22 protein-coding genes and 1 pseudogene are annotated in these 23,843 nt (G+C 58.5%); 15 read left to right on the top strand and 8 right to left on the bottom strand.

Annotated elements, in window-relative coordinates; all coding sequences use genetic code 11:
* The first annotated feature begins 13 nt into the window (after positions 1 to 13).
* Positions 14 to 1,303 carry a citrate synthase gene (locus ABD833_RS09750; protein WP_345072639.1) on the top strand — a complete coding sequence of 430 codons (1,290 nt, stop codon included), beginning with the start codon at positions 14 to 16 and terminating at the stop codon, positions 1,301 to 1,303.
* A gap of 78 nt (positions 1,304 to 1,381) precedes the next feature.
* Here ABD833_RS09750 and ABD833_RS09745 read toward each other — a convergent pair whose 3' ends face one another.
* From ABD833_RS09745 to lepA, 7 genes are all read right to left on the bottom strand, one after another.
* Complete coding sequence (locus tag ABD833_RS09745) at positions 1,382 to 1,750, bottom strand: hypothetical protein (protein ID WP_345072638.1); 369 nt, start codon at positions 1,748 to 1,750, stop codon at positions 1,382 to 1,384.
* Positions 1,751 to 2,042: 292 nt separating this feature from the next.
* Entirely contained in the window at positions 2,043 to 2,405 is a 363-nt protein-coding gene (locus ABD833_RS09740) for a hypothetical protein (protein WP_345072636.1), read from the bottom strand.
* A 321-nt stretch (positions 2,406 to 2,726) separates the two neighbouring features.
* The gene (locus ABD833_RS09735) at positions 2,727 to 4,646 is read right to left on the bottom strand and encodes an OmpA family protein (protein ID WP_345072635.1); all 1,920 of its coding nucleotides are present in this window, start codon (positions 4,644 to 4,646) and stop codon (positions 2,727 to 2,729) included.
* A 35-nt stretch (positions 4,647 to 4,681) separates the two neighbouring features.
* On the bottom strand, positions 4,682 to 5,332 hold the full coding sequence (locus ABD833_RS09730; RefSeq protein WP_425553619.1) for a 7-carboxy-7-deazaguanine synthase QueE: 651 nt from the start codon (positions 5,330 to 5,332) through the stop codon (positions 4,682 to 4,684).
* Between the two features lie 137 nt (positions 5,333 to 5,469).
* On the bottom strand, positions 5,470 to 6,384 hold the full coding sequence (locus ABD833_RS09725) for a bifunctional 5,10-methylenetetrahydrofolate dehydrogenase/5,10-methenyltetrahydrofolate cyclohydrolase (RefSeq protein ID WP_345072633.1): 915 nt from the start codon (positions 6,382 to 6,384) through the stop codon (positions 5,470 to 5,472).
* A 2-nt stretch (positions 6,385 to 6,386) separates the two neighbouring features.
* Positions 6,387 to 6,575, bottom strand: coding sequence for a hypothetical protein (locus ABD833_RS09720; protein WP_345072632.1), 189 nt, complete (start codon positions 6,573 to 6,575; stop codon positions 6,387 to 6,389).
* A gap of 97 nt (positions 6,576 to 6,672) precedes the next feature.
* Positions 6,673 to 8,460 (bottom strand): translation elongation factor 4, encoded by a 1,788-nt coding sequence (gene lepA / locus ABD833_RS09715; protein ID WP_345072756.1) that lies wholly within the window; start codon positions 8,458 to 8,460, stop codon positions 6,673 to 6,675.
* Between the two features lie 147 nt (positions 8,461 to 8,607).
* Here lepA and ABD833_RS09710 point away from each other — a divergent pair, with 147 nt between their 5' ends.
* The 9 genes and pseudogenes from ABD833_RS09710 (at position 8,608) to ABD833_RS19345 (ending at position 18,105) form a co-directional block, all read left to right on the top strand.
* Positions 8,608 to 9,447, top strand: coding sequence for a hypothetical protein (locus ABD833_RS09710; protein ID WP_345072630.1), 840 nt, complete (start codon positions 8,608 to 8,610; stop codon positions 9,445 to 9,447).
* Positions 9,448 to 9,516: 69 nt separating this feature from the next.
* Positions 9,517 to 9,927, top strand: coding sequence for a GlcG/HbpS family heme-binding protein (locus tag ABD833_RS09705; protein WP_345072755.1), 411 nt, complete (start codon positions 9,517 to 9,519; stop codon positions 9,925 to 9,927).
* Between the two features lie 214 nt (positions 9,928 to 10,141).
* Positions 10,142 to 10,642 (top strand): Uma2 family endonuclease, encoded by a 501-nt coding sequence (locus ABD833_RS09700; protein WP_345072754.1) that lies wholly within the window; start codon positions 10,142 to 10,144, stop codon positions 10,640 to 10,642.
* Positions 10,643 to 10,999: 357 nt separating this feature from the next.
* The gene (locus tag ABD833_RS09695; protein ID WP_345072628.1) at positions 11,000 to 14,458 is read left to right on the top strand and encodes a methylmalonyl-CoA mutase family protein; all 3,459 of its coding nucleotides are present in this window, start codon (positions 11,000 to 11,002) and stop codon (positions 14,456 to 14,458) included.
* 83 nt (positions 14,459 to 14,541) lie between these two features.
* Positions 14,542 to 14,712: a hypothetical protein gene (locus ABD833_RS09690; RefSeq protein WP_345072627.1), complete on the top strand. Its 171-nt coding sequence runs from the start codon at positions 14,542 to 14,544 to the stop codon at positions 14,710 to 14,712.
* A gap of 227 nt (positions 14,713 to 14,939) precedes the next feature.
* Positions 14,940 to 15,272 carry a hypothetical protein gene (locus ABD833_RS09685; RefSeq protein ID WP_345072626.1) on the top strand — a complete coding sequence of 111 codons (333 nt, stop codon included), beginning with the start codon at positions 14,940 to 14,942 and terminating at the stop codon, positions 15,270 to 15,272.
* Between the two features lie 10 nt (positions 15,273 to 15,282).
* Positions 15,283 to 15,458, top strand: a pseudogene (locus tag ABD833_RS19350) (methylmalonyl-CoA mutase family protein); the annotation flags it as partial.
* A 90-nt stretch (positions 15,459 to 15,548) separates the two neighbouring features.
* Positions 15,549 to 16,337, top strand: a complete 789-nt coding sequence (locus ABD833_RS09680; protein ID WP_345072625.1) for a TIR domain-containing protein — start codon at positions 15,549 to 15,551, stop codon at positions 16,335 to 16,337.
* Between the two features lie 1,171 nt (positions 16,338 to 17,508).
* On the top strand, positions 17,509 to 18,105 hold the full coding sequence (locus ABD833_RS19345) for a murein L,D-transpeptidase catalytic domain-containing protein (protein WP_425553616.1): 597 nt from the start codon (positions 17,509 to 17,511) through the stop codon (positions 18,103 to 18,105).
* Positions 18,106 to 18,286: 181 nt separating this feature from the next.
* Here the strand turns inward: ABD833_RS19345 and ABD833_RS09675 are convergent, their stop codons facing one another.
* The gene (locus tag ABD833_RS09675; RefSeq protein ID WP_345072624.1) at positions 18,287 to 19,252 is read right to left on the bottom strand and encodes a YecA family protein; all 966 of its coding nucleotides are present in this window, start codon (positions 19,250 to 19,252) and stop codon (positions 18,287 to 18,289) included.
* 355 nt (positions 19,253 to 19,607) lie between these two features.
* Here ABD833_RS09675 and ABD833_RS09670 point away from each other — a divergent pair, with 355 nt between their 5' ends.
* The 5 genes from ABD833_RS09670 (at position 19,608) to ABD833_RS09650 (ending at position 23,833) form a co-directional block, all read left to right on the top strand.
* Entirely contained in the window at positions 19,608 to 21,428 is a 1,821-nt protein-coding gene (locus ABD833_RS09670) for a peptidoglycan D,D-transpeptidase FtsI family protein (RefSeq protein ID WP_345072623.1), read from the top strand.
* 306 nt (positions 21,429 to 21,734) lie between these two features.
* Positions 21,735 to 21,926, top strand: coding sequence for an aldo/keto reductase (locus ABD833_RS09665; protein WP_345072622.1), 192 nt, complete (start codon positions 21,735 to 21,737; stop codon positions 21,924 to 21,926).
* A 208-nt stretch (positions 21,927 to 22,134) separates the two neighbouring features.
* Positions 22,135 to 22,269 carry a hypothetical protein gene (locus ABD833_RS09660; RefSeq protein ID WP_345072621.1) on the top strand — a complete coding sequence of 45 codons (135 nt, stop codon included), beginning with the start codon at positions 22,135 to 22,137 and terminating at the stop codon, positions 22,267 to 22,269.
* A gap of 262 nt (positions 22,270 to 22,531) precedes the next feature.
* Positions 22,532 to 23,164 (top strand): BamJ family beta-barrel-assembly machinery protein, encoded by a 633-nt coding sequence (gene bamJ / locus ABD833_RS09655; RefSeq protein ID WP_345072620.1) that lies wholly within the window; start codon positions 22,532 to 22,534, stop codon positions 23,162 to 23,164.
* Between the two features lie 96 nt (positions 23,165 to 23,260).
* Positions 23,261 to 23,833 (top strand): hypothetical protein, encoded by a 573-nt coding sequence (locus tag ABD833_RS09650; protein WP_345072619.1) that lies wholly within the window; start codon positions 23,261 to 23,263, stop codon positions 23,831 to 23,833.
* The last annotated feature ends 10 nt before the right edge of the window (positions 23,834 to 23,843 follow it).

Here is a 23,843-nt window from a genome sequence, read left to right as displayed (position 1 = left end):
CTAACCAACCCCTATGGCAGAGTCTGCTGAGATTATCCTCGACGGGAAGTCGTACTCGTATCCCGTCATCGAAGGCACCGAAAACGAAAAGGCAATCGACATTGCCAAGCTTCGTGAACAAACCGGCTACATCACCATCGATTCGGGCTACAAGAACACCGGCGCGACCAAAAGCGCCATCACGTTCCTCGACGGCGAAGAAGGTATCCTGCGCTACCGGGGCTACCCGATTGAGCAGCTCGCTGAAAAGTCAACTTTCCTGGAAGTAGCCTACCTGCTTATTTACGGCAAACTACCTACCCAGGCGGAACTCGACAACTTTGCTGGCCAGATTACCAAGCACACGCTGGTACACGAGGATGTGCGCAAGATTTTCGACGGCTTCCCGTCCGCGGCTCACCCGATGGCTATCCTAAGCAGCCTGATTTGCTCCCTTACGGCCTTCTACCCGGAAAGTGTATCGCCCGACCTGAGCAAGGAGGAAATTGACCTGAACGTAATCCGGTTGATGGCCAAGATTTCGACCATTGCGGCCTGGACGTACAAGAACAATATGGGTCATCCGCTGAACTATCCGCGCAACGACCTGGACTATTGCTCCAACTTCCTGTACATGATGTTCAGCTTCCCCACGGAGAAGTACGCCATCAATCCTACCGTCGTTAGTGCCCTCAACAAGCTGCTCATTCTGCACGCCGACCACGAGCAGAATTGCTCGACCTCGACGGTTCGTCTGGTAGGATCGGCCAACGCGAGTCTCTACGGCTCGGTTTCGGCTGGTATCAACGCCCTGTGGGGCCCGCTGCACGGCGGAGCCAACCAGGAAGTGCTGGAGATGCTACAGGCTATTCAGAAGGACGGCGGCAACACCCAGAAATGGGTCGACAAAGCCAAAGATAAAGAGGACTCTTTCCGTCTGATGGGCTTTGGTCACCGGGTATACAAGAACTTCGATCCGCGGGCCAAAATCATCAAGAAGGCGGCGGACGAAGTGCTCTCCGCGCTGGGCATCGATGATCCCCTGTTGACCATTGCGCAGGAGCTGGAGCAGGCGGCCCTCACTGATGACTACTTCATCAAGCGTAACATCTACCCCAACGTGGATTTCTATTCGGGCATCATCTACCGGGCCATTGGTATTCCGACGGAGATGTTCACGGTAATGTTTGCCTTGGGTCGCCTTCCGGGCTGGATTGCCCAGTGGAAGGAAATGCGCGAAAACAAGGAGCCAATCGGCCGCCCACGGCAGGTCTACACCGGCGAGCTGGAGCGCGACTATGTTGGCATTGATCAGCGGTCCTAATCAGCAGCGTTTTACAGACAAACAAAAAGCCCGCTAAGTAAGCGGGCTTTTTGTTTGAAGGCATAGAGCTAAAGCTGATTAACGGTCGCTTAAAGCTAACGTACTGATTTTAGACTTATTATAGGCAGCTAGCTGTTGTGGTTTCAATAGGGAAGCCAGGTTCCAGTCGTAGTGGGCCTGAAGCTCTGCTAACTGCTCATCCATCTTATCCGGGGTGGCAGCCAGCCGTACCTTGATAGTTTCCATTTCCGTCATCATTATCAGGTTCAGACGTTTCACATTCACATACTGACCTTCGTTGAGTTTGGCAGTTTCCGCTATCCGCCGCGACAGTGCCGTGACCCGCTCATGTAAAATGGCATCGTTGGCAACCATGGTCTGGGCTACCAGGGTTTGTCCGCTGATCATTAGCAGCAACAGACAAAAAGCAGTGTAGATCTTTTTCATAACAATGGATTTGAGGTGAGGTGGCAAAGTGAAGCGGGTGTGGAAAGTCTTTACGCCTTGTTGTAATTGGAAGAACACTTGAATATACTTATATAATTAAACAATAGCAATAATTTTTATAAATAGACGGCAATAAGACGCTAAATACTATGTTTACATCACTATTTCAGGCGACTTACTGTTGCTTATGCCTCTTCCCGAAGTTCCGCTACCTCTGCCCCTGCCCTTGGGTTGCAACAAGCCAAATAAAAAGCCCGCTTGGGAGCGGGCTTTTTCAGATGAGCATCTCAATCTAGAACGACGAACCGAGAGCGGTCATGTTCGTACGTGATTGCTGATACATGGCTACCTGCTTAGGCCGCAGTAAGGAGGCAAGGTCCATCTCATAGCGCATCTGGGCTTCGGCCAAATGTTGATCCAAAATTGCCGGATCGGCAGCGAAACGGGTTTTGAGGTCATCAGCCTCCGTTAGCATCCGAACGTTAAGCAACTTCACTTTCAGATACTGCCCCTCGTCGAGTTGCACCTTTTTGGACATCAAACGAGTCATAGAAGTAGCCCGGACTTCGATGGCAGAGTTACCGTCAGAATCGGCAGCAAGAGCAACACCCCCTACGCACAGCAGCATAAAGGCGAAAATGTAGGCTTTTTTCATTGTGGTGAACGGTTTGTGAAATTTGGAAGTGAGAAATGCGGGTAAACAAAGCTTAAGGCTCGATCCAACAGACCAATAAAAGAGGAGAGCATTATAGCTATGCACCCTCTTAGGACGGTTAAACGAACACCCAAATATACCTTTTTTATTTAATAATAAAAAGATTTTTTATAACTATTCTATTTCAAAGCTTTTCCAAATCCCTAGTATACCACTCATTGTCAGACCTATAAAAATCACAGCAAAAAGGAATACTGCAATTAAAAAAACCTGTCACTGGAGAGCAACAGGTTGAAAATAGCCCTAAGCGTAGACTAGCCGCTACAGAATCCGGAACTCAATCCGCCGGTTTTGCTGCCGACGTTGCTCCGTATCGTTGGCAGACAATGGCCTGGTCTCCCCATAACCCTTATAACGCAGACGTGCAGCCTTCACCCCGTGCTCTATTAAGTAGGTGTAAACTGAGCGCGCCCGATTCTGCGACAGGGTCATATTATCGGCGTCAGCTCCGATATCGTCCGTATGCCCCGATATTTCCACGGCGACATCCTGGTACTGGCGCATAAATTGAATAAGCCGATTAAGCTCAGTGCGCGACTTAGGCTTTAAGTCAAATGCGTTGGTTTCAAAAAAAAGGTTGTTCAACACAATACTCCGACCAGCCCGCAATGGCTCAAGGTAAATATCCAAGGTGAGCGGGTCAAAGCTGTGCTTGTCGGAGTAGTCGAAGCTTAGGCTTTTCATCAGGTATTTATCAGCGGCAGCATACATAGCATACTGGCGGCCCTCGTTGAGCACTACGGTGTAGTCACCCTCTTCCAGATCTGAAGTCACATACTGCGTCAGCTCGTCCGTGAGCAGATCGTAAAGCTGTACATCCGCCTGAATAGGCTTTTTGGTAACCGCATCAAAGACCCGGCCCTGCGTGTAGGTGCTGGTTTCCCGGGCCCGTACGGGCTGGGGCACTTCAAAAGCAAATAACTCCACCGGCCGCTCCCGCTCCGACTTAACCCCTGGTTCAGCCGCCCGGGAGCGGGAGCACAAACCGCGGCGGTTGTCGGAAGAGATAAACAGTGACGCCTCATTTTCGAAGGTATTGAGCGGGTAGCCCAGATTCTGGGGGTCACTCCACTTGTTGCTGACCTGTTGTTCACACCGGTATACATCAAGCCCGCCCATACCGACCAAGCCATCGGTCACGTAGTACAGCGTAGTACCGCTGGCATGAATGAAGGGAGCCATATCCTTGCCTGGGGTGTTCACGGGCTCGCCCAGATTACGGGCGAGACTCCAGGTTCCATCAGGCTGCAGACTGGTTACGTAAAGGTCTTCCTGCCCTTTGCCACCGCGGCGGGTTGAGGTGAAATACAGCGTTCGGCCGTCGGCCGACAGCGTGGGTTGCGAATCCCATTCGGCCGAGTTGACGTTGCGGCCAAGATTCAAGGGCTTACTCCAGTTGTTGCCGGTGCGCCGCGAAATATACAGGTCGCAGTTGCCAACTGCGTTGGGCCGGTCGCAGGACGCAAACACCAGCGTTTTGCCATCGCCGGAAATTGTGCCGGCTCCCTCATTATAAGGCGTATTGATGGCGGTAGAGATTGGTACCGGCTGCCCCAGGGAGCCATCCTTATTCTGCTTGGAAATGTACAGATCCTCATCGCTCTGAGCCGTAGGCCGGGCAGTGTAGAGCAGAAAGCGGTTATCAGCCGTGAGAGCCGGAAAATACTGGAAGCGAAATGTATTCAACGGCTCCCCCAAACGCACCGGGGTTAAGCCAATGGGATTCGCTATGGCTTTGCCGGCGAAGTCGCAATTCAGCAGCTGGCGTTGGGCCCTGGAGACAAAGCGCTGACCTTTGGGAGCCGTTTTAACGTAGCGCTTGTAGTTGTCGCTGGCCGTGGCATAATCGCCAAAGCTCATCGCCAGGTCCGCCAGGGTGTAGTAGTCGAGAGAGCGGGCCGGAGTGAGGGGCAGCTTGCTGAGCCCGTTGCGATACGCTTCGTAGGCCCCGCGGCTTTCCCCCATAGCCTTAAGCAGAGAGCCTTTTAATACGTAGGGTTCCCCCATCGAAGGAAACTTCTGATTGAGCACCGTTAAGGTCTCAATAGCCTTATCGAAGTTTCGCTCCTGAGCCTGCTGCTGCGCTTTGGCGAACAGGTTACGGGCTTTGGTATTAGCAATGGGAATGTTCTGCGCCACGATCGAACCGCCCGGCAGGATACTAAGTACAGCGAAAAGCAAGGGGAACAGCAGCAAACAGCGCATAGGGCGGGAAGCTACGGAATATCAAGGTATTTATGCGTCTGTAAGGACACCTGCCAACGCGGGTTTTGCTTCACATACTCCACTATCAGCGGGGTCATTCGCGCGGCCCGGCTCCACTCGGGCTGTAAATAAAGGCGGGTGTGTTCACTCACTTGCGCGGCATGCTCTTCGGCCCACTGAAAATCACTCTGGTTGAAGACGATTATTTTCAATTCATGGGCCTGCCGGAGCACCTCGGGCAACGGGGCTTTGAATTTCTTCGGCGACACGCAAATCCAGTCCCAGTCGCCACTGAGCGGATAGGCCCCCGACGTTTCAATCCAGGTCTGGCAGTTCGCCCCGTGTAGCGCGGCCGTCAGGTCGGTCAGGTCGTGCATGAGCGGTTCGCCGCCGGTGATAACGACGTTACGGCCCGGAAAAGCGGTAACCGCCGCCACCATATCGGCTACGGCCACGCGGGGATGAGCATCCCTATCCCACGATTCCTTCACATCGCACCACACGCAGCCTACATCGCAGCCACCGAGGCGCAGAAAGTAGGCGGCCCGGCCCGCGTTGAAGCCTTCGCCCTGAATAGTATAAAACTGCTCCATCAGGGGCAGCGCGGCCACCGCCGGTCCGGAGACCGGGGGTGCCGACGTAACGGGAAGTACGTGCAGCAAAACGAAAGGAAAACAAGTAAGTCCGGTTCCGGGAATCGGCCAGAGTGCTGAAGCACCCCGGTCGGTTACCGGAACCGGACCTCAAATTTACGACAACCCACTGATTTTTGAAAGGTTGACCAGGGAATAAGTCCGCACTAGCGCGGGTAGACCTCGCCCTTGGCGGCGCGTAGCGTGTTGAGTAGCAGCATGGCAATGGTCATAGGCCCTACACCGCCGGGAACGGGAGTGATGTAACTCGTCTTGGGAGCCACCTCATCAAAGTTCACGTCGCCCTTCAAAGCCCAGCCGGCTTTCTTGCTGGCATCTTCTACCCGGGTGGTCCCCACGTCGATAACCACCGCCCCGGAACGAACCATATCGGCCGTTACGAAGCCGGGGCGGCCCAGGGCGGCCACGACAATATCGGCGGTGCGGGTGATATCGGCCAGGTTCCGGGTACGGGAGTGGCATAAAGTCACGGTGCAGTTACCGGGTTCCAAGTTCTTAGCCAGCAGAATACTAACCGGGGTGCCCACTATGTTGCTCCGCCCGATAACCACGCAATGCTTACCATCCGTTACCAGGCCGTACCTCCGCAGCAGCTCGACGATACCCGAAGGCGTGGCGGGCAGCAGCGCCGGCAGGCCGGCTACCATCCGCCCGATGTTCATGGGATGAAAGCCATCCACATCTTTCTCGGGGCGGATAGCTTCAATCACCTTTTCTGCGGAAATGTGCTTGGGCAGGGGCAGCTGCACGATGAAGCCATCGATAGCGTCATCCTGATTCAGCTCCTCCACTTTCGCCAGCAGCTCGGCTTCGCTGATATCGTCTTCGTAGCGCAGCAGGGTACTTTCGAAGCCAACCCGCTCACAGGCCAGCACCTTATTGCGCACGTAGGTCTCCGAACCCCCGTCATGCCCCACCAGGACAGCAGCCAGGTGGGGGGTTTTGAAGCCGGCCGCTTTACGCTGGGCTACTTCAGCAGCAATTTCCACCTTGATGTCTTCGGCAGTCTGCTTGCCGTCGATGAGACGGTAGGTGGCGGGGGCTTCGGAAGCGGTGGTCATAGCTAGTCTTTTTCTACCTGATTGGCTTTCTGGCTTTCTTCGTACTGGGCAATAGCCTCCCGGCCGGATTTCAGAATAGCCTTTTCCATCTCGGGCCAGTCGTCGCGCCACCGGAACTTCAGCTCCTGGCCGCGGCGGATTTTCTCCAGCTGCATTTCGGTCGTACAATCTTGGGTGAGCTTGTTGGTCATGGCATTAAGTTAGTCACACAGAGCTTTTGCAAGAATTGCATGAGGTGAAAAAGAAGTTGGCGCAAAAAAACGCGGCTCGGGGGCCGCGTTTCGGTAATCAATCAAGTTTAAGGACGGCCAAAAAGGCTTCCTGGGGTATCTCCACGGAACCGACCGAGCGCATCCGCTTTTTGCCTTCCTTCTGCTTTTCGAGCAGCTTGCGCTTACGGGAAATATCGCCGCCGTAGCACTTGGCAATTACGTTCTTGCGCAGAGCCTTCACGGTTTCGCGGGCAATGATTTTCTGGCCGATACTGGCCTGAATGGCAATATCGAACATCTGCCGGGGCAGCAGCTCGCGCAGCTTCTCGCAGAGGCGGCGGCCCCAGTCGTAGCTTTTGGAACGGTGTACGATGGCCGATAAAGCATCTACCTTCTCACCGTTGAGCATGATGTCGAGCTTCACCATGTCGGACTCGCGGAAGCCGATCAGTTCGTAGTCGAGCGAGGCGTAGCCCCGGCTGATGGTTTTAAGCTTATCGAAGAAGTCGAAAACGATTTCGGACAGCGGCAGCTCAAAGTTGAGCTCCACCCGCTCCGACGTCAGGTAGGACTGGCCCTTGATGATGCCGCGCTTCTCCATGCACAGCGTGATGATGGCGCCCACGTAATCGGCGGCCGTGATGATCTGGGCCTTGATGAAAGGCTCCTCAATGTGCTTGATCATGTTCGGCTCCGGCATTTCGGAGGGCGCGTTGATGGTCAGCAGCTGGTCCTTGGTGCCGGTAGCGTGAAACTGCACGCTGGGGACCGTGGTGATAACCGTCATGTTGAACTCGCGCTCCAGGCGCTCCTGCACAATTTCCATGTGCAGCATCCCCAGAAAGCCGCAGCGGAACCCAAAGCCCAGCGCCGCCGACGTCTCGGGCTCCCAGACCAGGGAGGCATCGTTGAGCTGCAGCTTTTCCATGGAGGAGCGCAGCTCCTCGTACTCGGTCGTCTCAACGGGATAAATCCCCGCGAATACCATCGGCTTCACGTCCTCGAAGCCGATAATGACTTCCTGAGTCGGACGGGCGGTATGGGTGATGGTGTCGCCGACCTTTACTTCCCGGGCTTCCTTGATGCCCGAAATCAGATAGCCTACATTGCCGGCGCTCATTTCCTGGCGCGGCTCCTGGTTCAGCCCCAGAATACCAATTTCGTCAGCCCCGTATTCCTTCCCGGTGGCCATGAAGCGCAGCTTGTCGCCTTTGCGCATGGTGCCGTTTTTGATGCGGAACAGCACTTCAATGCCCCGGTACGAGTTATATACCGAGTCGAAGATCAGCGCCTGCAGCGGCGCGTTCGGATCGCCTTTGGGCGCTGGAATCCGGTCACAGATGGCGTTCAGGATGTTCTCAATGCCAATCCCGGCCTTCCCCGAAGCGTGGATAATCTCGTCAATATCGCAGCCGATCAGGTCCACGATTTCGTCGGAAACTTCTTCCGGCATGGCGTGGGGCAGGTCGATTTTATTCAGCACCGGAATAATTTCCAGGTTGGAGCCGATGGCCAGATACAGGTTGGAAATGGTCTGGGCCTCAATCCCCTGCGAAGCATCCACGATAAGCAGCGCACCTTCGCAGGCCGCGATAGAGCGGCTTACTTCGTAGCTAAAGTCGACGTGGCCGGGGGTGTCAATCAGGTTGAGCGTGTAGATTTCCCCTTTGTAAGGGTACTGCATCTGAATGGCGTGGCTCTTGATGGTGATGCCCCGCTCCCGCTCCAGATCCATATTATCGAGCAGCTGAGCCTGCATGTCGCGCTTCGAGACAGTGCTGGTAAATTCCAGGAGTCGATCGGCCAGCGTGCTTTTGCCGTGGTCGATATGGGCGATGATGCAGAAATTGCGGATGTTCTTCACTGGTGGCTGATTTTCTAAAGTCAAAGGTAGGCATAAGAGCCCGCAAATGCTATTTCGGGGCCGGCCCCCGGATGAGACACCCCGGCAGCAAGTATGCTTCCGAACGCGTAGATTTAGCCCTGATCCTTCCTTGCGGCCTTAGATTCTATGTCGGAACAAACAGCTTCCCTGACGTCCGGCCAATCGGCCAAAACGACCATCACCGCCCTGAATAGCACGGTGGTCTATGTACTGTCCTACCTGATGGTCCAGGGCATTTTCCAGGCGGCCACGGTACGCATGGCCCAGCGGCTGAGTGTCCCGGGCGTGTGGCACCTGAGCAGTATCCGGTTCAGCATCTCCGATCCGGAATGGTGGCGCATGGCCGTACTGGCCGTGTACGGAGCGGGGCCCGCGGCCTGTACGGTGGTGGGGCTGCTGGCGGCGCTGTGGTTCTGGCAACGGGCCCGGCTGAAGCGGGGTCTGTTCAAGCTGGTGCTGCTGTGGGTGGCCCTGCACAGCTGCAACCTCGTGCTCGGCGCCATGGTCGGCGACACGTTCACGCAATCGGGGGTGTGGTACGTGCCGAGCTGGCTGTTTCTGGCCGGCAACCTGCTGAACGTCTTCGTGGCTATCATCTGCGGGCTGCTGCAACTCGGCTTCGGCTACGTGGCCGCCATCGGCTTCCTGCAAAGCCACGACTCGATTTCCCTGATGCGCTACCAGAACCGGCGGCAGCTTATTGTCGCGGCTATTGTGGTGCCGTGGATAACGGGCAGCCTGTTTCTGGCGGCACTAAAATGGCCGGATCTGAGCCGCAACGAAGGGCTACACCTGCTGACGATGGGCCTGCTGCTGCTGCCGATGGCCGCTCGCAGCACCAACGAGCTGTTCGAAATCACCATTCGTGCTCCGCAGAAAACCCAGATAGCCTGGGGACTGCTGGCCGCGGCCGGGCTGGCCGCCGTGGTGTGGCGGGTGGTGCTGGCTCCGGGGGTGGCCTTCTGAGGCTCCGGCCAACCTTGCGGCCCCGGGGCTGTTGTAAGCCCCTGACCAACCACCTAACCCGTATATATGATGAGTATTCTCCTCGAACAGGCCCAGACTGCCGTCCGCGCCGCCCAGCAGAAAGCCGTGGAAATCGGTGTCCGGATGAACATTGCCGTGGTCGATGCCGGGGCTAACCTCACTGCCTTCGTGCGCATGGATGGCGCCTGGCTGGGCTCTTTGGACATCTCCATCCGCAAAGCCAAAACCGCCCGCTTCTTCGACATGCCCACCGGCGAGCTGGGCAAGCTCTCCCAGCCCGGCGGGCCGCTCTACCACATCGAGCACTCCAACGGCGGCCTCATCACCTTCCCCGGCGGCCTGCCCATCCACGACAGCAACGGCCGGGTTATCGGCGCCATCGGGGTGTCGGGCAGCTCGGTAGAAGACGACCACGCCGTGGCTACGGCCGGGGTGGCCGCCGTGCGCGACGTGCATTAAAGCAGCCCGCGAAGCAGTCTAACCAACCATTTAGCCGCAACCGCCGGCCTGCTTTCGGGCAGGTCGGCGGTTGCGTTTTTGCGTATCCTAAAGCAGTCAATTCCTCTTTAGTTATGCGCCCTACGTTCACCAAAGATATCATTACCCTGCGCAGCCCGCTTTTGGCCGGCATGTCGGATGACGCGTTTTCGGGTTTTGCCAGCAGCACCCGGAGCTGCGCATTGAGCACACGGCCGACCATGAAATCCTGATTACGTCGCCCACCAGCAGCCGCTCCGGCCAACGCAATTTTCGCCTCAATCTACAACTCGGTAAATGGTGGGAGCAGCACCAGGCACTTGGGGAGGCATTCGATTCCAATACCGGCTTCCCCCTCCCCGACAGCTTCGTTCTTTCCCCGGACGCCTCCTGGGTTTCAGCCGCCAAGTGGGATGCGCTGACCATGGCCCAGCAGGATAAGTTCGCGCCGGTGTGCCCGGAATTTGTCGTCGAACTCAAATCCGCCTCTGATTCCATCAAAACTCTGCAAGCCAAAATGCTCGACTGGCTGCGCAACGGGGCGCAGCTGGCCTGGCTGCTGGTGCCCAAAACCAAAACCGCTTATATCTACCGGCCGGGCCAACCCGAGGCAGAAGTGGTGGAAGGGTTCGATACTGCGCTGCCGGGCGAAACGGTGCTGCCCGGCTTCCGGCTGGAGCGGCGGGAGTTGCGGTGATGAGGTAGTCTGTCATCCTTCGCAGGCGGACGCCAGATGCAGGATAACAGACTGAATGACGCCCCGCCGTCGCTCGGCTGCGCCGAGTGCCCCCTACGCCGGAGCGGCTGTGCCGCGAGGATCCCGCGCCGTCTGGAGCGGGTTTGCTTCCGGACGGCCCTGGGCAACCTGAAGCCAGCGGCGCGGACGGATTCGCAGCTCAGCTGCTCAAAGCATAGTAGTCACCCGGCGCAGCCGAGCGACGGCGGGGCACACACAGTATATCGTATTCTTTACCACCAAAATCTGCCCCGCTCCCACCGCCGGGGCTTTTTTCGTACCTTCGCTACCCCAAATTCCACCCTACTTCCCCGCGCTATGTCAGTAGCTCCCGCAGCTCCCTATAAGCCGAAAAACCACATCCGCATCGTCACCGCCGCCGCCCTCTTCGACGGGCACGACGCGGCCATCAACATCATGCGCCGCATCATTCAGAGCAGCGGGGCCGAAGTCATTCACCTGGGCCACAACCGCTCGGTGCAGGAAATCGTGGACTGCGCCATCCAGGAAGATGCCCAGGCCATTGCCATTACCAGCTACCAGGGCGGCCACAACGAGTACTTCAAGTACATGTTCGACCTGCTCAAGGAGCGCGGCGCGGGCCACGTGCGCCTGTTCGGCGGCGGCGGCGGCGTGATCCTGCCCACCGAAATTGCCGACCTCGAGCAGTACGGCATCGAGCGCATCTACTCCCCCGACAACGGCCGCGCCATGGGCCTGCAGGGCATGATCAACGACCTATTGGAGCGCTGCGACTTCCCCACCGGCCAGAACCTGAACGGCGAAGTCAACCACGTCAAGGAGAAAGACGCCCGCAGCATCGGCCGCCTGATTTCAGCCGCCGAAAACTTCCCCGAAGAGTTCGCTCGGGTAAGAGGCCAACTGGTTTCCGACTTCCAGCAGAACGAAGGCGGTGCCGAGAGCCAAAAACCAAAAACCAAAAACCAAACCCCAATATTAGGCATCACCGGCACGGGTGGCTCGGGCAAGTCCTCCCTTGTGGACGAGCTGGTGCGGCGCTTTCTGATGGACTTCCCCGAGAAGACCATTGCCATCATCTCCGTGGACCCCAGCAAGCGCAAGACCGGCGGGGCCCTGCTTGGCGACCGGATCCGGATGAATTCCATCAACTCGCCGCGGGTGTATATGCGCAGCCTGGCCACGCGCCAGAGCAACCTGGCCCTGAGCAAGTACGTGCAGGACGCCGTGGACGTGGTGCGGGCCGCCGAGTTCGACCTGATCATCCTCGAAACCTCCGGCATCGGGCAGTCCGACACCGAAATCATCGAGCACTCCGACGCCAGCCTTTACGTGATGACGCCCGAGTACGGCGCGGCTACCCAGCTGGAGAAAATCGACATGCTCGACTTCGCCGACGTCATTGCCCTCAACAAGTTCGACAAGCGCGGCGCCCTCGACGCCCTGCGCGACGTGCGCAAGCAGTACCAGCGCAACCACGGCCACTGGGACCAGCCGCTCGACGATATGCCGGTGTTCGGTACCATCGCCTCCCAGTTCAACGACCCGGGCATGAACCGCCTCTACCGCGCTATACTGCGCATGGTGGAGGAGAAAACCGGGGCCCAGTTTGCCTCCAAGCTCGAAACCAGCGGGGCGGACTCGGAAAAGATCTACATCATCCCGCCGCACCGCACCCGCTACCTTTCCGAAATCGCCGAAACCAACCGCCAATATGACCAGTGGGTTCTCAAACAAGCTGACGCCGCTCAGCAGCTCTACGGCATCCGACAAGCCATCGGAGCCGTCCAAAGCCTCGGAAACGCCGCTGGTGGACCTGGCGCCGGGAGCGGCGGCAGTGGACCCGAACCCGGAAGCCTCGTGGCCGGCCTGGAGAGCACCTTCGAGGAGGTCAAACTCCGGCTGGACGGGCAGAACTGGAAACTCCTGGAAACCTGGTCGGCTAAAGTAGCCGCCTACAAAGCCCCGGAGTTCGTCTTCAAGGTGCGCGACAAGGAAATCCGCATCCAGACCCACACCACCAGCCTGAGCAACCAGCAGATTCCCAAAGTGAGCCTGCCGCGCTACACCGCCTGGGGTGATTTGCTGCGCTGGCAGCTCCAGGAAAACGTACCCGGCGAGTTTCCCTACACCGCCGGCGTGTTCCCCTTCAAGCGCGAGGGCGAAGACCCGACCCGCATGTTTGCCGGCGAAGGCGGCCCCGAGCGCACCAACCGCCGCTTCCACTACGTGAGCATGGGCCTGCCCGCCAAGCGCCTCAGCACCGCCTTCGACTCAGTGACGCTCTACGGCGAAGACCCCGACGTGCGGCCCGACATCTACGGCAAGATCGGTAACGCCGGCGTGAGCATCGCCTGCCTCGACGACGCCAAGAAGCTCTACTCGGGCTTCAACCTGGCCAACCCCAGCACCTCGGTCAGCATGACCATCAACGGCCCCGCCGCCACGCTGGCCGCCTTCTTCATGAACGCCGCCATCGACCAGCAGTGTGAGCTTTATATTAAGGAGCACGGCCTGGCAGACGAGGTGAACCGGAAAATCGACGCCCTCTACCAGGGTCAGACCCGCCCCCGCTACCAGGGCGAGCTGCCCGCCGGCAACGACGGCCTGGGTTTGCTGCTGCTCGGCGTGACCGGCGACCAGGTGCTGCCCGCCGACGTGTACGGCCCCATCAAAACCCGCACCCTGAGCCAGGTGCGCGGTACCGTGCAGGCTGACATCCTCAAGGAAGACCAGGCCCAGAACACCTGCATCTTCAGCACCGAATTTGCCCTGCGCCTCATGGGCGACGTGCAGGAGTATTTTATTAAAGAGAAGGTGCGGAATTTCTATTCCGTCTCAATCTCCGGTTACCATATAGCTGAAGCAGGAGCCAACCCGCTCACCCAGCTGGCCCTGACGCTTTCCAACGGCTTCACCTTCGTGGAGTATTACGTGAGCCGGGGCATGAGCGTGAACGACTTCGCCCCCAACCTCTCGTTCTTCTTCTCCAACGGCATTGACCCCGAGTACGCCGTGATTGGCCGGGTGGCGCGCCGCATCTGGGCCAAGGCCATGAAGCTGAAGTACGGCGCCGACGCCCGCTCCCAGATGCTGAAGTACCACATCCAGACCAGCGGCCGGAGCCTGCACGCCCAGGAAATCGACTTCAACGACATCCGTACCACCCTGCAGGCCCTCTACGCCATCTACGACAACTGCAACTCCCTGCACACCAACGCCTACGATGAGGCCATTACCACGCCCACCGAGGAATCGGTGCGCCGAGCCATGGCCATCCAGCTCATCATCAACCGCGAGCTGGGCTTAGCCAAAAACGAAAACCCGCTCCAGGGCTCCTTCATCATCGAGGAGCTGACCGACCTGGTGGAAGAGGCCGTGCTGCTGGAGTTTGACCGCATCACCGAGCGCGGCGGCGTGCTGGGCGCCATGGAAACCATGTACCAGCGCGGCAAGATCCAGGAGGAAAGCATGCACTACGAGATGCTCAAGCACACGGGCGAGTACCCCATCATCGGCGTGAACACCTTCCTCTCCTCCAAAGGGTCGCCCACGGTGGTGCCCGCCGAGGTCATCCGCGCCACCGACGAGGAAAAGCAGTACCAGATTGAAATGCTCAACCTGCTGCACGCCCGCAACGCCGACCAGGCCCCGGCCCGCCTCAAGCAGCTCCAGCAAGTCGCCATTGCCAACGGCAACCTCTTCGCCGAGCTGATGGAAACGGTGAAGTTCTGCTCCCTGGGCCAGATTACGAATGCGTTGTTCGAGGTTGGCGGGCAGTATAGAAGGAACATGTAAGGCCGTTTGCAAGAACCGACTATCTTCCCAAAGCGTTAAGAGCTACATTCGTATGCTCTTAACGCGCTAATTTTCGCTGCCTCATGAATAGCAAAGTCCAAAAAGACATCGAACAGTTCGAGGCCCTGCGGCAAAGGCTGGCCCATAGCAAGCAAGCCTCCCATGACTTTCTGGTTAAGGCCGGTATTATCACTGCCAAAGGCAATCTTAAAGCCCAATACAAGCATCTGTGTATACCGCAAGAACCGGCCTGACGCTTGGGTTTCACGGCACGGATGCCAGCATCGTGCAACAGGTTCTGACGGGGCAAGCCGAATTGGAGCCGCGTAATAATCCGTACGATTGACTGGGCAACGGCATTTATTTCTGGGACAACAGCCCCAGCCGCGCCTTGCAATGGGCGACGGAATTGAGCCAACGTCCCGGCAGTCATATCCAGCAGCCCGCCGTTATCGGAGTCATTCTGGATTTGGGCAATTGTTTGGACCTGCTGGATTACGACAATCTGGAATATCTCAAATCAGCTTACCGGTTGCTGCAAACATCGTTGGAAGTAGCCGGCACCAGGCTACCCCGCAACCGGGGACGAACCGCAGATTTGCTCCTCCGTGAGCTGGACTGCGCCGTCATCCAAATGCTCCACGCCTCTTTTGAGGCAGCAGAACGGCCTGCTTTTGATTCGGTGCGCGGTGTGTTTTGGGAAGGGGAGCCCATTTACGAAACGGCGGGCTTTCGCGAAAAGAACCACATCCAAATCTGCATCCGTAACCTCGACTGCATCAAAGGCTACTTCCTGCCACTGGCCCGCATCTGATCATAACCTGCTGCACACCCGCCACGCCGACCAGGCCCCGGCCCGCCTCAAGCAGCTCCAGCAAGTCGCCATTGCTAACGGCAACCTGTTCGCCGAGCTGATGGAAACGGTGAAGTTCTGCTCGCTCGGGCAGATTACGAATGCGCTGTTTGAGGTTGGGGGGGGCAGTATCGAAGGAATATGTAAATAGCCCGTTTGGCTGAACAAGAAAGGGTGCTACCTTACTGAGGCAGCACCCGCTTTCGGGACAATCAATATCGAAATAATTTCATTGAAATGAAAAAGCATAAAAAATATCCCAACACAAGGTTTAGTGCTGAAATAATTAAAGAGGCATATAGTAAATGGCTAGAAATCACCCCAAATGAACTTTCTATTAGAAATAACTCTAAGTCAATAATTTTTCCGAATGAACAATGGGAATATGATAGCGACTTTGAATTCTACTCAGATTTACAGAGGGAGCATGAATACGCATCCCTTTTTAAAAGCAAATTCAATGACAATATCCAGTATCAATTTCAATTCGACGACAGCCCATTTGAAACTAATTTTCGAATCGAAGCACCTACACGGCATGAAATAGAAGAAGTATTTTATATAATTGACAAAGGATGGGAAAGATTCAAGTTACCTGAAAATCGACAAGCTGCAACTAATATATTTATTGGCCATGGAAGAAGTCAACAATGGCGGGATTTGAAAGATCATCTATCTGACAAACATGAATTCAAAATTGTAGCTTATGAGTCAGGAGCGCGTGCCGGTCATCACATCCGTGATATACTAGATGAAATGCTTACTAAATCGTCATTTGCAATTCTTGTTATGACAGCTGAAGATGAGCTAGCAGGAGAAAAGATGCAAGCTCGTCCAAACGTTATCCATGAGACAGGGCTCTTCCAAGGAAAGTTAGGTTTCAGTAGAGCTATTGTTCTTCTTGAAGAAGGTGCGGAAGAATTCTCAAATCTTTACGGCATTCAGCAAATACGTTACAGCAAAGGCAACATCAAAGAAACATTCGGCGAAATACTTGCAACTATTAAAAGGGAGTTTAAACAATAAAACGCCCATCTGGCGCGAGTTTAAGCGCAGCCGTAACTCGTGACCAGCCATGACGTGGAGGTTGTAGCTCCACTGCCGCAACGCGGCAAGCCTGAACCGCGCCCATCTGGCGCGAGTTTAGGCGAAGCCGTAACTCGTGACCAGCCTTGAGGTGGAGGCTGTGCCTCCACTGCCGCAACGCGGCAAGCAGGAACCGCGCCGCCTGGAATCATCCGGGCGGCGCGGTTTTGGTTTTAGCGGACCGGAGTAGCGTTGGGTGCCAGTCGTTCGGGCGGGGGAGGCGCAGCCTCCCGGCAATGGCTGGGCACGAGTTACGGCTGCGCCTAAACTCGCGCCAGTACGTGCCAATACATGGCACATATCAACCAACTCGTTGCGCTAAGCTCTCGCCAATCGTGCATCTCCCCTCTGGCGCGAGTTTAGGCGCAGCCGTAACTCGTGACCTGCATTGCAGTGGAGGTTGTCCCTCCACTGCCGCACCACGGCAAACCCGCACCGCGCCGCCCGAAGCAATCCGGGCGGCACTTTGGTTTCTTATCCTGTCCCCACCATATCAAATCGTATCGAATCGTATCATTCCCTACCTTCCCGCTATGGAAGAGCGCATGCACCCGGTTCGGGTGTAGGGTTATTCGGTAGGCCACTTGCTTATTTTGAACCTCATCAGCATATTTTTTAAATGGATACTATTTTCTGGATTTGTGTACGCCTGATGGTCATTTCTGCTCATCTATTGCACATTTCTTACCAGCAACTTAACGTGTTGCTGTTTGTCATTCTGCATCCATTATTGACTCTGTGGTGCTATTGGCGCTATAGGGTGTACAGGCGCCGTTGGCAGCTTGCTGCTCGGATTACGGTTGAATAAATGCGGTACCCAACCGGCGCGGGTTTAAGCGCAGCAGTAACCCGTGACCAGCTATGAGGTAGCGGTTGTATCTCCACTGCCGCAACGCGGCAATCTTGCGTAAGGCCCTGCCAATAAGCTGCGGCGAACCATTTTACTGTGCAGTACAGCCTCGCCCATGTCACAGGCAAACAACCGGCGATACCGAGGTTTTAATGCAGATACTGGAGCCGTTGTCGGCAAATTTGATTGGTGTTGAGCTCAGCAGGCGGGTTTCCTACTGCATTCAACACCTACGTTCTCCTCTACTTTTACTACCGCTTAATGGCTAATTCTTACTTTCCCAATGGGTGTGCACTACTATGCGGGGCAGTCCTGAGCCTACTGGTTTGTGGCTGTGATAAAAGCACAAATCGTGATACTCCCGCGCCCATTGACTCTTACATCGACGAGTTGCGCCGTGATGTACAGCAGCAGGGAACAGCTTACAATCCCACTATTGCCTGTTACGTCGACCTGACCCGGCCCGACAACACCTATCGGTTTTTTGTCCTGAACCTGACCCAGCGAAAGGTCTTACTGCAAGGTATCTGCCTGAATGGCCTAACGGATGAGCAAGGGCGCGTTCGGTATTCCAATGAAGTAAACTCTAACTGTAGCTCACGGGGGCTGGCAAGCATCGGCGAGCGTTATCGGGGTGCCTTTGGTCGCGCGTTCCGCTTGTACGGCCTGGAACCAGGCACCCGCAACCTGCGCCGACGCGCGGTGGTGCTACACTCCTGGGCGGGAGTTCCAGCCCGGCCCACCCCCGAACATCCTATCCAAAGTCAGGGCTGCCCTACCCTGAACCCGCTCGTATTGGACACGGTGGCGGGTTTTATTGCGCATTCGTCCAGACCCATTCTACTGCGCTTCAACTAGCCTGGCTCACGCCTCCCCCGCCCGAACGACAACGCCGCCCGGATTGCTCCAGGCGGCGCGGTTCGGGTTTGCCGCGTTGCGGCAGTGGAGGTACAACCTCCACCTCATGGCCTGGCACGAGTTACGGCTGCGCCTGAACTCGCGCCAGTACCGCCACCTCAGCTCCCCGGCCCGCAGCCGGCTAGGCCCCGCAGCACTTCTTGTACTTCTTGCCGCTGCCGCAGGGGCACGGGTCGTTGCGGCCGATTTTGGGCAGCACCTGCCGGGGCATGGAGTCGCGCCGGAGCCGGGCATATCGGGCCTCCTGCTGGGCCCGGCGCAGGGCAATGCCGGCCGCGTCGGGGTGGAAGGGCGAGTAGTTATCAGGGTCGTCGCGCAGCTGCTGGTAGCGGCTGAAGATGTCGGGGGCAGGCACCAGCGGATACGGCACGTCGAAGGTAATATCGTCTTCCCCGCCGGCTATGTCCTCATCCACCAGGCCCAGGCGGTGCAGCTCGCGCATCTCGGGCTCCAGCTCGCTGAAGCCCGCATCCTGCGCATCGGCCAGCAGGCCGCCCAGGTAATCCTCCGCGGTGTAGCCGTAGCTGTCGGCATCGGCCGGAAAGAGCGTTGCTGCCTGGTCGGGGTGCGCGATGATATGGCGCAGGTGCTGCTGCAAAAACGCGCTGATGGCGGGCCGCAGCGCGGGCTGCTCACGAGCCAGCAGGGTAATGGAGTCGGCGGCCACCAGGCGGTGCTGGAGCAGCAGCTGCTCATCCTCCAGCAGGGCCAGCAGCTCGGTCAGGCGGGTCTGGCCAGCGTGGGCCAGCAGGGCCGGCACCTCTTCAAACAGGGCATCACCAAACCAGAAGTCGGAGGCTACCGAGTCGAGGCGCAGCAGGCGGCGGTACACGTCCAGGGCCTCAGGGGCTTGCAGCTCGTGCAGCAGGTAGAGCACGTGAGAGAAGTAGTAATTATCCAGCCAGTCGGTGCCGGCCAGCGCGCCGCTCCGGTAGCTGGCCAGGGCGGTATCAACTATTTTCAGCAGCTCGGGCACGGCCGTTTCCGGTCCCAGTACCAGGATCTCGCGCAGCACCGCATCCTCAATAAAGTAGTCACGCTCAAAAAGCTGCTCGAATACCGGGTGCGCAAACGTGGGGCGGGTCATCAGAAAAATCGGTTTGGGAGGGAAAGTGGCGGCCGCGTGGCGCGGCTACCGTTGCAAATATCGGTTTTGGCGGGCAAACGATAAACTGCGGCCGGCTGATGAAATATGGCGCACTCGCTCGGCTGGGCCGAGTGATGACTACGCCGGAGCGGCTGTGCCGCGAGCGTCCCGGGCTATTTGCATAAAGCAGTAGCAAGCGGCGCGGCCGGATTCGCAGCAGAACTGCTCCGGCATAGTCGTCACTCGGCGCAACGGGGCCACCGCCAGCCCCGGTCCCGGCCCGGTTTACAGCGTCCCGCACCCCGTTGAGCGACAAGCACCGCCCCTCCGCCCGGCAATTGCCTAGCTTTACCCCATGCGCACGGCTTTTAATAATTGGGGAAATAGTCTGATAGCCCTGCTGCTGCTGCTGGCCGCCTGCTCCTCCCCCGACCAGCCGACCGACCGACCCGCGCAGGACGTGCGCATCCGCTACACCGCCCGCCGCGTGGTGATAGCCGATACTCTCTACCGGGGCCGCATCCTCGACCGTAACGACTCGGTGCTGGTCGCCACCCGCCCGCAGTACCTGCTGAAGCTGCCCCGCCGCCCCCCGCTCGACACCCTGGCCCTGGGCCGGCTGCTGGGCTGGGATTCGACCACCGTCCGCCGCCGCATTGCCGAGGCCCTGCCCTATCCCGGGGCCCGGCCCAGCTACCCGGTCCAACTCAGCCTCACCAGGGCCGAAGCCGGGCGGGTGCGCCAGGACAGCGGCGCCACCGTGCCCCGGCTGACCCTGACTGAGCGCCAACGTCGCGTCTACACTACTAAAGCCGGTGCCCCGGTGCTGGGCTACCTGAGTGCCGAGGCCCAGCCCTTTTTCCGCCAGGCCCGGCGCACCGGGCGCGGCCGCTTCTACCGCCTGCGCAACGGCGGCGTCGAAACCTACTACAACGGCCTGCTCGCCGGCCACCACGGCTACCGGCACCCGTTGCTCGATGCCAAAGGCCAGCAGCACGGCACCTGGGCCCAGGATACCGCCTTTCAGCAGGGCCAGGATCTGCACCTCACCATCGATGCCAAGCTCCAGGCCTACGCCGAAAAGCTGCTGGGCGGCCGCAAGGGCTACCTCATAGCCCTGGACCCGCGCACCGGCGAAATCCTGGCCTACGTTTCGGCCCCGGTGTACCCGGCCGCCACCCCCACCGCCCCCGACCAGGCCGGGGTGCGGGCTGAGCTGCTGGAGCACGAGGATATGCCCCTGCTCAACCGGCCCGCCATGCTGGCTAACCCGCCCGGCTCGGTATTCAAGCTGGTAAATGCCGCCGTGGCGTTGCAAATGGGTGCCATCAAGCCCACCACCGGCTTCCGCTGCGACCAGTCGCTGGTGAGCTGCGTGCATCACCACCCCAAGCCCAGTAGCCTGACGGTAGGCCTGAAATACAGCTGCAACCCCTACTTCTACCAGGTGATGCGCAACGTCATCGACCACGTACCCGACAGTCTGGTCCAGGATACCGTAGCCGCCCGGCATGCCAACCTGGCCCGGTGGCGCCGCTACGCCCGCTCGTTTGGCCTGGACTCGGTGCTGGGGGTGGATCTGCCCCGCGAGGCCCCCGGATTTCTGCCCACCCCGGCCTACTACGATAAAGCCCGCCAAACCCGCAACTGGACTTACCGCTCCATCTACTCGCTCAGCATCGGGCAGGGCGAAATCAACCTCACGGGCCTGCAAATGGCCAACATGGCCGCCATCATGGCCAACCGCGGCTGGTACTACCCGCCCCACCTGGTGCGCGGCATCGGGAAAAACGGGCCGCTGCCGCGCTTCACTGTAAAGCACCACACCCTCATCGACAGCGCCCATTTCGCCGCCCTGATTCCGGGCATGGTGGCCGTGCTGCAGCGCGGCGGCACCGCCGACGCCTCCAGTCTGACCGACGTGGGCATCACGGTAGCCGGCAAAACGGGGACCGTGGAAAACGACGAGGGCGACGACCACGCCGCCTTCGTCGGCTTTGCCCCGGCCGACAACCCTAAAATAGCCGTGGCGGTGTACCTCGAAAATGCGGGCTTCGGGGCCACGGCCGCCGCGCCCTGCGCCGTGCTGGTGATGGAGAAATACCTGCGCGGTACCATTGCCCCCAAGCGGAAGCGGTGGGAGAAGCGCATTCAGCGCCGGGCCCAAAGCGAGTAATCCGCGGGCCTCGCCCGCCGCAAGCTTAAAGACCTGTTCCCAAATACGCAAACATCCAAAAAAACAGAACGTCATGCTTCATCTGGCGTCCGCGAAGTCGAAGCATCTCGCGTGCTGATGTCTGATTACTAATTCTAGCGTCAGCACGCGAGATGCTTCGACTTCGCGGACGCCAGATGAAGCATGACGCCTCCTTTTTAGTATTTGGGAACAACTCTTAACCCTAAATGCCCGGTCACTGATTTCCCCGCCACCTTGAACCGACCCGGATACCCGATGGTGTCGCCGGAGTCTGCCTGACCAAGCATGACTATCGAAGAAGTCAGAATCTTCCAAAAGCGCTACTGTTCAACCCGTAAGCATAGCGCCTCGGAAGCACAGATCAACATTGCCTGGCTGCTGCCCATTCCCGGCACTTCCTCGCTGACCCATTTGCACGAAAACCTCCGGGCGGCCGATATCAAGCTCAGCACGGAGGTCCTGGCGTTGCTCAGGTAGCCGGGTCCACTGGCGTAGGACTCGCCCTGAGCTATTAGTCCGGTCAGGGAGCTGAGCCTCCGGTTCGTTCCCGCCCCGCCCCTGTCCGGCAGGGATTTTCCTTAGCCCTGACGTAACAAATTAGTTATGCTTGCATAACACTTTATCAACCGGCCCGTAGTATCTTTGCAGCCAACAAGCTGAATTGCTTCTACATATCATTTTTGCCATGAAAAAGACCACTGCCTTATCATCGCTGCTGCTACTGGGCAGCCTCGGGTCGTTGGGCTACCTGACGGCCCAAGTCCTGAACCTGAATCTGCATTTCGACCTGCACGGCGAAGACGACTGCTATTACAGCTAAGCTTCGCGGGCGCCAGGCCTCGTAAGAACAAGCTCTGCTCCGGCGGAGCTTTTTTTATGAACCGGCCGGAAAGAATCCGGGGGTCTGAATCAGGGGGTTAGCCTGGCGCGTTAAAAAAAACCGCATCCATTCCCAGCTGTTTTCGGTACTTCACAGTTCGGCGGCCCACGCGGGGCCCCGGCATTCTCCCACCGGCTGCTACTCCTGGCTGTTCTCCCCCAAACCGGTGGAAGCAGGGTACGCAGCGAAACCCCAGTGATTTATGGATCTGAGCAGTCTTAAAGACCAGATTAGCTACATCATCGGCCGCGACCTGGCCCGCAACTTCGCCCAGCAGGGACTCGACCTGGATGTGGACGTGCTGGCGGCCAGCATGAAGGAAGGCCTGAATGACGAGCCCACCCGCCTGACCCAGGAGCAGATAAGCCACGCCATGGAGCAGCTTCAGGCCCAGATGGGCGGCCCCGAAGAAGACGATGACACCCAAGACACCCCTGATATGAGCAATAACAAGCAAGCCGGCGAAGACTTCCTGGCCGAAAACAAGAACAAGACGGGCGTAACTACCCTGCCCAGCGGCCTGCAGTACGAAGTGCTGACCGAAGGCAGCGGCCCGAAGCCCGGCCCGACCTCGCAGGTAACCACCCACTACCACGGCACGCTGCTCAACGGCACCGTATTCGACAGCAGCTACCAGCGCGGCCAGCCGGCCACCTTCGGCGTGAACCAGGTGATTGCCGGCTGGACCGAAGCCCTCCAGCTGATGCCCGAAGGCTCGAAGTGGCGCCTCTACATCCCGTCGGAAATGGCCTACGGCAAGCGTGGCGCCGGCCGCGACATCGGCCCGGACTCGGCGCTGATCTTCGATGTGGAGCTGCTGAAAATCAATAACTGAAGGCTGAGCTCCGCGGCTTCCGCCGTAGCTACGGCTCCCCGGCCCCGCTGGGTGAGCACGGCTACGGCGGAGCCCTCGTTTGGCCCTGCCACTCCCATGACCATCCCGCCGCCGCCGAACGATGCTGAAGCCCCGGAGCCGGCCCGGCCCTCCGCGCCACCGGTGCCGGAGGCGGCCCCACTCCCCACGGTACGCAGCGAGGATGGCCGCGTGGTGCTGGCCAGTGACCAACTGCAAGTGCAGGGAAAAGCATTTGCCCTGCTGGAGCTGGAAGGGGTCGAGCTGACGCCGGTGCGCTGGCTGCTGTGGTTTTTGCTGGGCGGCCTTACGCTGGCGGGGTTCCTGCTGGCCTTTTTGCAAAACTGGCTGCGGACTACGCCCGCCGTGCTGGGCATTATGGCGGGCGCCCTGCTGCTGGCTTACGGTACCCGTGGCACCAACCGGTTCCGGCTGCTCCGCTTAGGGCGCGAGGCCGTTTATTTTTCTCTGCCCGGCGCGCCGGAACCGTGGCGTAAGCTGGCGGCTGAAGTAAACCGGCGCATTCGCCAGCGGCACGATGAGGCCGCCGAGGCTGCCGCCGCCCTGCTGGCCTGGCAGGCCGGGCTGGATGCCCGGTACGAGTCGGAGCTCCCGGCACCGCCCGACGACCCGCATTTCCCCAATCACTAATCCGCCTTTG

The sequence above is a fragment of the Hymenobacter fastidiosus genome, from assembly GCF_039539565.1.
Classification (GTDB): domain Bacteria; phylum Bacteroidota; class Bacteroidia; order Cytophagales; family Hymenobacteraceae; genus Hymenobacter; species Hymenobacter fastidiosus.
The sequence above is the reverse complement of the archived record's forward strand: the minus strand, read 5'-3'. Positions and strand labels throughout refer to the sequence as shown.

What these genes read in the sequence shown, in the direction of transcription:
- ABD833_RS09750 (WP_345072639.1), top strand. Translation starts at nt 14, where the DNA reads ATGGCAGAGTCTGCTGAGATTATCCTCGACGGGAAGTCGTACTCGTAT.
- ABD833_RS09745 (WP_345072638.1), bottom strand. Translation starts at nt 1,750, where the DNA reads ATGAAAAAGATCTACACTGCTTTTTGTCTGTTGCTGCTAATGATCAGC.
- ABD833_RS09740 (WP_345072636.1), bottom strand. Translation starts at nt 2,405, where the DNA reads ATGAAAAAAGCCTACATTTTCGCCTTTATGCTGCTGTGCGTAGGGGGT.
- ABD833_RS09725 (WP_345072633.1), bottom strand. Translation starts at nt 6,384, where the DNA reads ATGACCACCGCTTCCGAAGCCCCCGCCACCTACCGTCTCATCGACGGC.
- ABD833_RS09720 (WP_345072632.1), bottom strand. Translation starts at nt 6,575, where the DNA reads ATGACCAACAAGCTCACCCAAGATTGTACGACCGAAATGCAGCTGGAG.
- ABD833_RS09710 (WP_345072630.1), top strand. Translation starts at nt 8,608, where the DNA reads ATGTCGGAACAAACAGCTTCCCTGACGTCCGGCCAATCGGCCAAAACG.
- ABD833_RS09705 (WP_345072755.1), top strand. Translation starts at nt 9,517, where the DNA reads ATGAGTATTCTCCTCGAACAGGCCCAGACTGCCGTCCGCGCCGCCCAG.
- ABD833_RS09695 (WP_345072628.1), top strand. Translation starts at nt 11,000, where the DNA reads ATGTCAGTAGCTCCCGCAGCTCCCTATAAGCCGAAAAACCACATCCGC.
- ABD833_RS09690 (WP_345072627.1), top strand. Translation starts at nt 14,542, where the DNA reads ATGAATAGCAAAGTCCAAAAAGACATCGAACAGTTCGAGGCCCTGCGG.
- ABD833_RS09680 (WP_345072625.1), top strand. Translation starts at nt 15,549, where the DNA reads ATGAAAAAGCATAAAAAATATCCCAACACAAGGTTTAGTGCTGAAATA.
- ABD833_RS19345 (WP_425553616.1), top strand. Translation starts at nt 17,509, where the DNA reads ATGGCTAATTCTTACTTTCCCAATGGGTGTGCACTACTATGCGGGGCA.
- ABD833_RS09675 (WP_345072624.1), bottom strand. Translation starts at nt 19,252, where the DNA reads ATGACCCGCCCCACGTTTGCGCACCCGGTATTCGAGCAGCTTTTTGAG.
- ABD833_RS09670 (WP_345072623.1), top strand. Translation starts at nt 19,608, where the DNA reads ATGCGCACGGCTTTTAATAATTGGGGAAATAGTCTGATAGCCCTGCTG.
- ABD833_RS09665 (WP_345072622.1), top strand. Translation starts at nt 21,735, where the DNA reads ATGACTATCGAAGAAGTCAGAATCTTCCAAAAGCGCTACTGTTCAACC.
- ABD833_RS09660 (WP_345072621.1), top strand. Translation starts at nt 22,135, where the DNA reads ATGAAAAAGACCACTGCCTTATCATCGCTGCTGCTACTGGGCAGCCTC.
- bamJ (WP_345072620.1), top strand. Translation starts at nt 22,532, where the DNA reads ATGGATCTGAGCAGTCTTAAAGACCAGATTAGCTACATCATCGGCCGC.
- ABD833_RS09650 (WP_345072619.1), top strand. Translation starts at nt 23,261, where the DNA reads ATGACCATCCCGCCGCCGCCGAACGATGCTGAAGCCCCGGAGCCGGCC.